The sequence below is a fragment of the Lancefieldella parvula genome, from assembly GCF_963530955.1.
GTDB classification, from domain to species: domain Bacteria; phylum Actinomycetota; class Coriobacteriia; order Coriobacteriales; family Atopobiaceae; genus Lancefieldella; species Lancefieldella parvula_A.
Genome location: NZ_CAUSFQ010000049.1, coordinates 1 through 9,986 on the forward strand (window position 1 = coordinate 1; position 9,986 = coordinate 9,986).

General features: G+C 48.2%; 11 protein-coding genes. 10 read left to right on the forward strand and 1 reads right to left on the reverse strand.

Annotated features, from left to right (window positions below):
- On the reverse strand, positions 1-714 hold a 714-nt coding region (locus RWJ43_RS04365), incomplete at its 3' end, for a lactate/malate family dehydrogenase (RefSeq protein ID WP_314008221.1).
- Between the two features lie 169 nt (positions 715-883).
- Here RWJ43_RS04365 and RWJ43_RS04370 point away from each other — a divergent pair.
- The 10 genes from RWJ43_RS04370 to RWJ43_RS04415 form a co-directional block, all read left to right on the forward strand.
- Entirely contained in the window at positions 884-2,179 is a 1,296-nt protein-coding gene (locus tag RWJ43_RS04370; RefSeq protein ID WP_314008224.1) for a class I SAM-dependent RNA methyltransferase, read from the forward strand.
- Between the two features lie 172 nt (positions 2,180-2,351).
- Complete coding sequence (locus tag RWJ43_RS04375) at positions 2,352-3,026, forward strand: hypothetical protein (protein WP_314008227.1); 675 nt, start codon at positions 2,352-2,354, stop codon at positions 3,024-3,026.
- 86 nt (positions 3,027-3,112) lie between these two features.
- Complete coding sequence (locus tag RWJ43_RS04380; protein ID WP_314008230.1) at positions 3,113-4,486, forward strand: hypothetical protein; 1,374 nt, start codon at positions 3,113-3,115, stop codon at positions 4,484-4,486.
- Positions 4,487-4,798: 312 nt separating this feature from the next.
- Positions 4,799-5,545, forward strand: a complete 747-nt coding sequence (locus RWJ43_RS04385; RefSeq protein ID WP_314008232.1) for an alpha/beta hydrolase — start codon at positions 4,799-4,801, stop codon at positions 5,543-5,545.
- Between the two features lie 186 nt (positions 5,546-5,731).
- Positions 5,732-6,340, forward strand: a complete 609-nt coding sequence (locus RWJ43_RS04390) for an L-2-amino-thiazoline-4-carboxylic acid hydrolase (RefSeq protein WP_314008235.1) — start codon at positions 5,732-5,734, stop codon at positions 6,338-6,340.
- 87 nt (positions 6,341-6,427) lie between these two features.
- Complete coding sequence (locus RWJ43_RS04395) at positions 6,428-7,417, forward strand: CPBP family intramembrane glutamic endopeptidase (RefSeq protein ID WP_314008238.1); 990 nt, start codon at positions 6,428-6,430, stop codon at positions 7,415-7,417.
- A gap of 94 nt (positions 7,418-7,511) precedes the next feature.
- Positions 7,512-7,775 (forward strand): SemiSWEET family transporter, encoded by a 264-nt coding sequence (locus RWJ43_RS04400; protein ID WP_035428211.1) that lies wholly within the window; start codon positions 7,512-7,514, stop codon positions 7,773-7,775.
- A gap of 44 nt (positions 7,776-7,819) precedes the next feature.
- The gene (locus tag RWJ43_RS04405; RefSeq protein WP_314008242.1) at positions 7,820-8,215 is read left to right on the forward strand and encodes a hypothetical protein; all 396 of its coding nucleotides are present in this window, start codon (positions 7,820-7,822) and stop codon (positions 8,213-8,215) included.
- Complete coding sequence (locus tag RWJ43_RS04410; protein ID WP_314008244.1) at positions 8,205-9,476, forward strand: hypothetical protein; 1,272 nt, start codon at positions 8,205-8,207, stop codon at positions 9,474-9,476. The genes RWJ43_RS04405 and RWJ43_RS04410 overlap by 11 nt, the downstream gene beginning before the upstream one ends.
- Positions 9,477-9,515: 39 nt before the next feature.
- A partial coding sequence (locus RWJ43_RS04415) for an InlB B-repeat-containing protein (RefSeq protein ID WP_314008247.1) occupies positions 9,516-9,986 on the forward strand: 471 nt, incomplete at its 3' end.

Consider the following 9,986-nt stretch of genomic DNA (forward strand, 5'->3'; position numbering starts at 1 on the left):
GCCGTTTGCAATGGAGTACTCGGTGCACTGCTTGCCGCTGTAAGTGACGTAACCACCCATGCGTCCGGCCTGCTCAAGCTCTGGGAGGTCAAAGGTCTTGCCCGCCTGAGCTGCAACTTCGTCGAGGGTGAGGCAGCCAATGGAGACATGTGACCAGCAAGCAAACATGCCGTTGCCGTGCTCGCCGAGCATCCAAGCGTTAATGCAAGATGCTGGATAGCCGGTAGCGCCGGAAAGCGCATGGCGAAGTCGAGCGGAATCCAGCGTGGTACCGGAACCGATAACCTTATTTGGATCGGCGCCGGTCAGATACTGGAGCTCAGTGGTAACAACGTCGCATGGGTTTGCGATGTTGACCCAAACGCCATCAAAGCCAGCGTCTGCGATGCGCTTTGCAAACTTCTTGGCCTCGTCAGTGGTGACGAAGAGCTCACCATCACGACTACCTGCTGCAGCTTCAATGTGGCCAGCAGCATTAACAATAATGTCGCAGCCAGCAAGCTCCTCATAGCGGTCATCAAGCTCATAGACGCGAGCGGGGTGTGGATAAAATGGCATTGCGTCCAACAGGTCATTTACCTGAGCCTTGCAGAGGACCTCATTTGTGTCGCTAATGTAGAGCTCAGTTGCAAGTCCCTGGTAAAGTAGGGCGTTTGCAACATGTGCGCCAACATGATTAGCGCCGATAATACCAATTTTGCTGATGAGAGCCATAGTCCACCTCTTTTGTCTCGCCAAAATACTGTGCCTGTTAGCCTAGCGGTTTTTTGCATAAACGGGTAACGATACAAAAAGACGAAACAGATTAGATACAACAATCCCCTCAACGTGCCATTTAAGCCCGCAAACGGTATAGTAGTAACCCAAGATTTGGAGAGGAACTATGGGATACAAGACACCAACATGCTCTATTGCGCGTAGTTGCGGAGGCTGTGAATGGCTTTCGGTCCCCTATCCTATCCAACTTAAGCGCAAGCAGGCGCAGGTAGAAGAACTTCTCGCCCCGCTGGCAAGCATCAATAACGTAACTATCGAGCCTATCCGTGGAATGGACGAGCCCCTGGCGTATCGTCATAAGGCGGCAACGCCATTTGCGCCTGGCAAGGGTCGCACGGTTCGCTCCGGTTTTTACGCAAGCGGAACGCACAAGATTATTGCTTCAAAGGAATGCCTGGTAGAAGACGGTCGAGCTCGCGCCATCCTCAATGACGTGGCATTTCTTGCTGGCCAGTTTAACATCCACGCCTACCAGGAGGATCGCGGCAAAGGAGCGTTGCGCCATGGCGTAGTTCGCTGCGGATATGCCACTGACGATGTCATGCTGGTGTTGGTGGTCAATGGTCAGCACCTGCCCCATGAGCAGGAATTTGTTGCCGCGCTTCGCAAGGCTCACCCTGAGCTGACCAGCATCTTCTTGAACGTCAACCAGAAGCGCACCAACGCAATCTTGGGGCGAGAAACCCGTCTGCTTTGGGGTTCAACATCTATGAGCGATAGGCTTTTGGGCTGCACGTTTGAGATTGGCCCAACCAGTTTCTACCAGACCAACCCTCAGCAAACTGAGGTGCTCTACCAACTGGCCATCGACGGCGCGCTAGCAAGCTCCGAGCTTGCTGGCTCCGAGCTTGCAGGTTCCGAGTCCGTCGGCACCGCGCAGGCCGGCGCCGCGTTGACCGACGCTTCCACTCAGGCAGCCATTTCCGCACCGGCTAGCAGCCTGCGAGTTCTTGACGCCTACTGCGGTACAGGAACCATTGGACTTTGCTTAGCACACGCCGCCGAAGCTCAAGGCATCAACCTCTTACTCACTGGCGTTGACCAGGTTGAGAACAACATTCAGATGGCACGCAGAAACGCTCGAAACAATAAGCTTGAAGCTGAGTTTATCTGCGACGATGCCACTCGCTACATGCAGGCGCTGGCAAAAGATGGTCAAAACTTTGACGTTATTATTCTTGATCCGCCTCGCGCTGGTTCCACGCCCACCTTCCTCAAGGCAACAGCCCAGCTAGCCCAGAAGAAAATCGTGTACGTGAGCTGCAACGTTGTAACACAGGCCAGAGACCTCAAAGTTCTTCTCGACAGCGGGTTTGCCATTGAGCGCGTGACGCCTGTGGACATGTTCCCTCACACCAAGCATGTGGAGTGCGTAGTTTTGATGTCACGCACAGATGGATGACGCGGCTGAAACCCGCATGTAACAGGGGCTTTCGGCGATAGCTGCTTCATGTGGATTACAGACGAAGGCGTGAAACTTAAAGACTTATAGAAGGTGTTACATTCCGCTTCTACGGGACGTAGAATAGAGACACATATCGTTTGCATGGTGAGTTAACAGGAGGCTTGTTGCAATGCTTGAAACGAAAAAAACGCTTATCGTCGTCTACAAGGACGAGCTTCTGATGAATCAGCTCAAGAAGATGATCGAGACACATGATGATGCTGAAAATGAGGTTGTCGGCACAAGGGACAACTCCATCAACGTCGTGTCTTGGACGGAGAAGGTTTGGCTCGGTAATAAGAAGGCCGGAAACATACAAGGAAAGATTCTATTCCTCGGCGACATCAAGGGAACAGACAAGCTCATCCCCGTCATCGACGTGAAGTTCGATGACTGCGGCGTCAAATACGGATGGGCAGGCAATCAGGCTGTCCTCTATGTTGAGCCGGAAGCCTTGACCAGCCGAGAGGGCTACGACGAGTTTCTGAAGAAGTTGTCAGACCTCCCAGTTCCCAATTTCCTGAAGACGATGAAGCAAGATATCGTTGAGAACGCCGGAGAGGAGCCCGTCGTAGAGATCGCCAAGCAAGAAGAGACTGACGGCGAGAAGGAGGCTCCTGCCTTCTTGAATGTGGCGAAGAAGATTCTCGATAGTGGAGCAGATGCCTTCGAGAAGGTCAGTGAGCAGGTCGCAGTCAAATCCGAAGAGATATTCAGGAACAAATCCCTCATGAAAAGGCAGATGCTCTTCTACGGAGCTATCCATCTTTACAGAGATGAGCTTGAGAGCTTCATGAACAAATAGGGTAACTATCGATGCAGACGAAAAGCGAAGTACAACAAGGCTGGGAATTTGCCGCAGCGATAATGGGAGCGGACGTAGGCGCCCACATGGGCACGGAATACGTCAGTGCCGTTGAAGCGGCAATTAAGCAGCTTGAAGATAATATCAACAACCACCAGTACCGCAATCTTGGAATCGGACAGCTGCAGGGCTACATGTTCGAGGAATGGGAAGCTGGCACATTTAACGTTGATGCGGTGGCGGCAGATTCGGCAGACCGCGCAGCGGTTCTTCACAGCACGGCGAAGGACTCCGTGGACATTCACCTGAAATCCGGCACGGATTACAGTGCCAAGTCCTACGGAATCGCCGAGCAGACCGCCAGGGCGCAGGCTCGCTTCAATCCCGACACCGGTCAGGCGAGCTATCAGGGTCAGGGCAGGCTCGTTCCGTCAGATCAGCTCGATACCGCAAAACAGACCGCACATCGGGAAGCACTCCGAAACGAGCCTATCCGTGAGGACGTGTCGAAAGCCTACGACGAGACAGAGTTGAGACTGACCGACAAGCTTGCAAACGACGAGGGTGTGGAGTCCAGATCTGCCTCCAGAAAAGACCTCGAGAAGATGGCAAAGGAAAGCAAGAAGCAGGAGTTCAAAGCAGAGGAGCATGGCGTCACAGCTGAGGGCGCGATCAAGACGAAATACCTGCTGAAGCAGGCTCTGAAAGCCGGATACACTACGGCAGCCATAACGGTAGCCGTTCAACTTGCTCCGGAGATATATAAAGCCATCGATTTCCTCATCAAGAACGGAGAACTCGACCTTTCCACAGTCAAGCACATAGGTGAGAAAGGAATATCGGCAGGTGCAGAAGGGTTCCTTCGCGGTTCGATATCGTCTTCACTTCTCATCATGTGCGAGAGCGGTGCGCTTGGCGAAGCCCTCAAGGGAATCAGCCCGACGCTTCTCGGCACCGTTGTTGCTCTGGTTTTGCAGACCACAAAGAACAGCATTCTCGTCGCTGCAGGAAAGATGACCACACAGCAGATGGGTGCGGCATTCGTGGATATGGTCGTCGTGTCCGGCGGATACCTCGTTAGTGCACATATTGGAGGTATCATAGGTCAGACACTCGGATTCCAGCTTCCTGTTCTCGGATACCTGCTGGGCAGCCTGATAGGAAACTCCTTCTGCGTCATCTACAACATCGGCAAGAAGAAGCTAATCTCGTTCTGCGTTGATACTGGCTTCACCTGTTTTGGGCTGGTAGAGCAGAACTATGAGCTTCCAGAGGACGTACTCCATGAGATGGGAGTCGAGACGATAGAGATACCACGCACCAGAATCGAGACCACGGAGATACCGAGGATCGCCATCGGTGCGGCTGAACTAAAGAAAGCGGACTACGAGACAATCGACATCACCGTCCTGCGCCGAGGAGTAATAGGCGTAAACAAAGTCGGGTATGTCTTCTCGTAACGATGTCAACCGAGGAAGTTTATTTACGCATGATTGAATAGTCGAAAAACAAGCAGAAGATGATTTGGGGATTTCTGGACTCTCAAGAAGAATCCAAGATGGCTGACAGGGGGCGAGACGGTATCAGATTATCCACGCACATCCAGTCATGAGGAACAGGTCATAGGGCGGATATATTTACACAAACAGGCGAAAAACCGCCTTCATCCGTGCGCACACAACCCACAACGTTTCTCACGTCTCGTGCCATGTTGAGTGCGTTGTGGTGCTGGCTCGCGTTTAGATTAAAGTCACAAATTGAATTGAGCAGCTATGAAAACGGTAGAATTTGGAAAACAACATAACGACGTAATCATGCTGCTTCATGGTGGCGGTTTATCTTGGTGGAATTATAAAGCCGAGGCTGAACTGTTGAAGGATCAGTATCACGTTGTGCTGCCAATCCTTGACGGACATGCAGGTAGTGACGATGATTTTATAAGCATTGAGAAAAACGCAAGTCGGCTCATTTCTTTTATCGATAAAAAATTTGGAGGCTCGGTTCTCCTTATTGGAGGGCTGTCCCTTGGTGCACAGATTTTAGTAGAGATGCTGACGCAACGAAACTCAATTTGTCAAAACGCTGTCATTGAAAGTGCGTCTGTCATTCCGTCTACGATGACAAATGCCTTGATTAAACCGATGTTTTCACTAAGTTATGGCTTAGTGAAAAAGAAGTGTTTTGCTCAAATGCAATTTGACTATCTTCATATTCGTAAAGATTTATTTGAAGACTATTATCGGGACACGTCACAAATCTCAAAAGAGAACATGATTGCATTCTTGGAAGCAAATACATCCTATGAGATAAAACCCAACTTTCAAGATGTCCACGCCAAAGTCCGTATTCTTGTCGGAGAAAAAGAACAGAAAAAGATGATCTGCTCAGCAGAACAAATACATAAGGTACTGCCTAATAGCGTTCTTGAAATAAAGAAAGGCTTATATCATGGTGAGTATTCCATCAACCATTCCGAAGAGTATACAAAAGAACTTCTAGACATGATTAATGCTCAATAGACCCTTGCCGTCCATCGCCCATCGTTCTGTCCTCCAAAACTCAGGAGTTCCCGTGATTATAAAAGCTTTACCTAAGCCATCGCTGGACATCCGCGCTTGCTGCGTTCCGTAAAAATTTAAGCGTACAATTGTTAGTACGTTCTACTTGCTTTTCATCAGGGCATTTTTACGACTAGTGAGGCTCATATGAAAGTGCAGCAGCTCATTAAAGATACGTGCACAATAGTCGCCGAGGACCTCGGCGCGGCAAAAGCGGATCAGATTGCACAGACGGCTCAAAAGCGGTACGAAGCACTTTGTGCAGAAAACACATCAGATTCCAAGGAACTCCGCGCTCACTCTTACAAGCGCATTTACCCTGGTATTGCAGTATATGAAGCTCTACGCGCAGAGGGCATCCCACAAGAAAAGGCCGTCTGGTATATTCGCGAGTATTTCCAGCGATTTGCTGCCAAACGAGTCCCACTCTTCCAATGGGCCATCAAAACGTTTGGTCTTGCACGTACGTTTCCTCGCCTCTTTAAATCAGGTATCGAGAAAAGCTGCACATCAAATGCTGGATTTGCCTTTGAATATCCAGAAAGTCACGGTAACGAAGCTCACCTCAATATTGTGAGCTGCCCCTACTATGAGATAACCAAAAAATATGGCTGCCCCGAAATAACCGCTGCATACTGTGATAGTGACGATGCAGGATACGGTAATCTGCATCCTCAACTTATCTGGGGCCGTACAAAAACCATAGGCCACGGTGGCGATTGTTGCGATTTTCTCTTAGAGTATAAAGAGAACTAATCGCAGGTAGACGCTGTTTGCCTGCACCGTCGCTAAAATTTTGTCTTCAACATGACGTGCTTTGAGCACGTTAACTAGGAGTTTTTTATGCAAGAAAATCGCATGTTTTCCGACGTCAAGCAGGCAAAGAGACTAACTCCAGCTTGGCTTAGTCCCTTTTTAGCCGTTTTCTTGTTGGTCGTTGGGCAAATTATTGGCGCTATTGTAATGACCATCTCAGCAGCACTTATTATTGCCCCTTACTACATGGCGCACCCAGATCTTCCAGATCGCCTTTCCGATTCCCTCAATCTGAGAGAGATTTTTGGAGACTACTATCTTCTGATAATGCTTCTTTCCTTTGTCTTTATCGCAGGCCTCTTTTTCCTGTGGGTAAAACTCTTTGAAAAACGTCCGATTGTTACTCTGGGATTTTACAAAGATAACTGGAAGAAAGAGCTGCTCAAGGGCTTTGGTCTAGGAATTCTTCTCTTCTCTATTGTGATGCTGATTCTCATTTTGACCGGATCTTATCAATTAGTTGGCACTACTTTTACGCCTTATGCCTTCGGTTTTGTTCTTCTCACCATTCCGTTTTGGCTCATTCAGGGTGGAACAGAAGAACTTATCACTAGAGGATGGCTTCTTCCTGTCATGGCAGAGAAGTCCAATAAAATTATTGCAATCGTGGTTTCGAGCAGTCTATTTGGTCTTCTCCATATGTTTAACAGCGGCTTTACCATGCAGTCTCTGATTGACCTGATTCTTTTTGGCATCTTAGAGACGTTCTATATCATCAAAACTGACAATCTCTGGGGAGCCGCTGGCATTCACGGAGCCTGGAACTTTGCTCAGGGCAACATCTTTGGAGTTCTGGTAAGCGGTAGCACTACAGGCAGTTCTTTGCTGCAGTTTGCCCCTGGCAGTGGCCCGGATTGGCTTACCGGCGGTAGCTTTGGCGCAGAAGGTTCCATCGTTTGCACGCTTGTTATGCTGGTAACTATCCTGATTCTTGCCTATCAGCTCAGGAAATCTGGCAAGCTCTTTACAAAGAAGCCTACCGAGAAACCCGCTGAGGCCGCAAACGCTTCTTCATAACTAACCCAATTTTATTAAATTCTAATTTCACGGATAGGGTAACTTTTTCGTCACCTCCTCCTTATAATTAAAATAACAAAGGAGGAGGTGTTTTATGTCAAAGAAACAAATCAATCTATTTGTAGGCTCTATCGGAGCTTTTATCGGAGTATTTGTTTTTATCGCTTATATTCCACAAATTATTGCAAATCTACAGGGAGTAAAGGCTCAACCTTTTCAGCCACTATTTGCAGCAGTTTCTTGTCTCATTTGGGTCATCTATGGTTGGACTAAAGAGCCCAAAAAGGACTGGATTCTTATTATCCCAAATACTGCTGGTGTAATTTTGGGCGGTTTGACGTTCCTTACTGCTTTATAACAGCTAAACAGCAACTTTACATTAGAAATCTGGTGACATGAAAAATGCCACCGGATTTCTATTTTTCTCCTGGCAGTGGCCAGGATTGGCTTACCGACGGTAGCTTTGGCGCAGAAGGTTCCATCGTTTGCACGCTTGTTATGCTGGCAAGCATCCTGATTCTTGCCTATCATCTCAGGAAATCTGGCAAGCTCTTTGAAAAGAAATCTGCCGAGGTCGCAGGTGCAAATCTACAAATTTCATACTACGCTGAGTCTCACAAACGTATTGCATTCTGTCCACCTAGATCGATTGATTTTTCTCGTCCACTTCTCCTGAACCATAAGGAGAAGTGGATTATGTATATACGGTCAATTTGCGGCTTGAACAGCAAGTCGTTCTCGCCATTTATTATGATTTATCTATCTTGTTGCTGTTTGAGGAGAAATAATGCGCGCTAAGAAAGTTTTGAGCATTTTATTTGCTCTTGCTCTTGTTTTGAGCAGCCTACCTGCATCTGCAATTGCTGAATCTATTGAAGACGCAGGTAAATACTCTGTTGTAGTCTCGTACGTTAACGTATTAAACGACGAAGAGATTCACGCTCCTTCTAAACAAGTTGTAAATGAGGGAGAATCTTGGTCTGTTACAGCTCCAACAATCACCGGCTATGACCTGGAAGATCCTGCTCAAGCAACTGTTACTGGCGTTGCTTCTGGCTCAGATCACTACATCAAGCAGACTGTCTATTACATGCCTAGTTATGTTACCTACACCGTTAAGCGCATGAAGGAAATGACTACCGGCAATTATGTTGAGGCTTCCTCCGAAGAAAATTACGGTGTGCCCGATTCGATTGTTACTGCTTCCGATGTCACTTATCCAGGTTTTGTACGCACAACTACAGACCTTTCGCTCAAGGTTACCGCAGATGGCAAGGCTGTTAAGTACATTTACTATGACCGCAATCCTCGCAGCGCAATTTATTTCTCAACTTCCGGCAGTGAGCTTTCTCCTGTAATTGGAAATCCAGGAGATGCTGTTCCTGCCGTCCCTAATCCAACACGAACTGGTTATACCTTTGCTGGTTGGGACCTTAATGACGATGGTATTGCAGATTCTTTGCCTACCACCATGCCTCAAGAGCCTGTTACCGCAAAGGCACTTTGGACTCCAGCAACAGCAACGTATCACTACGCCTATTTTATTCAGGATCCAAACAACCCTTCTAACTACAACTACGTCACAACTACTGCAGCTTCCGGAACCGTTGGAACAATGACTGCAACTGCTCCTGTTCAGCCAAATACAGGTGTTTTCCGCTTTGAAACATACAGTCACGAGAGCGATCCAACTCCTATTGCAGCAGATGGTTCCACCACTATTAACGTTTACTACAACCTTGCAACTATCACCGTTAATGTGCGTCCAAAGAGAAATGGCTCCATTCTTGATACGCTTACGCTTCGTTATGGTGAGTCGTTTAATCCTTACGCCATTAACCCCAATACCGGCAACAAGTACAGCGACGACATGCTCGCCGCCGTGCGTGCAGACGACCCTTCTGGAACCTACTATTGGTATGGCATAATCCCTGGTGTTGGCGGTACTGCAACCACTTTCCAAGCAAAAACAACTGATCCAGGATCCAAAATTACTGCAGATAATGTGCTTGATATTTACGGCCGCTATACCAATTCCGCTGATCTTGGTCCACGTTAACTCTTCTACTACTATCAAAAACTTGATGGTACCTACGATATGGGCGGAGACCACACGCTTTCTCGACCTGGCATGATTACAGAGATTGCTGGAAATGCTGGTGATGGCTACCTTGAGAGTGAGAATAGACATCCTGGTTTTTCGTATGACGGCTACCGCATGAGCATTGGCCATTTTGATGGAACCAATTACGATGCACTTGGTTGGACCAGTTGGCAGCCATACAACTTCGACTACCTCATCACTGATTACAATTCCAACTTGATTGAGCACCGCTATAAGCGCAATACCTATACCGTTACCTACGTAAGCTCTGGTACAACTGTTGCTACGCACTCTCACCTCTTTGGAGAGTCCTTTAATGCCAGCATTGATGTTCCTGGCACCTCTTTAACTTCTCCACGTCCTGGTTATGTTTTCAAGGGCTGGTACGACAATTCAGAGACTGTGGGCACTCCTATTACCGACACCACTATGCCTGCAACCAATACCGTGTTGTATGCCAAATGG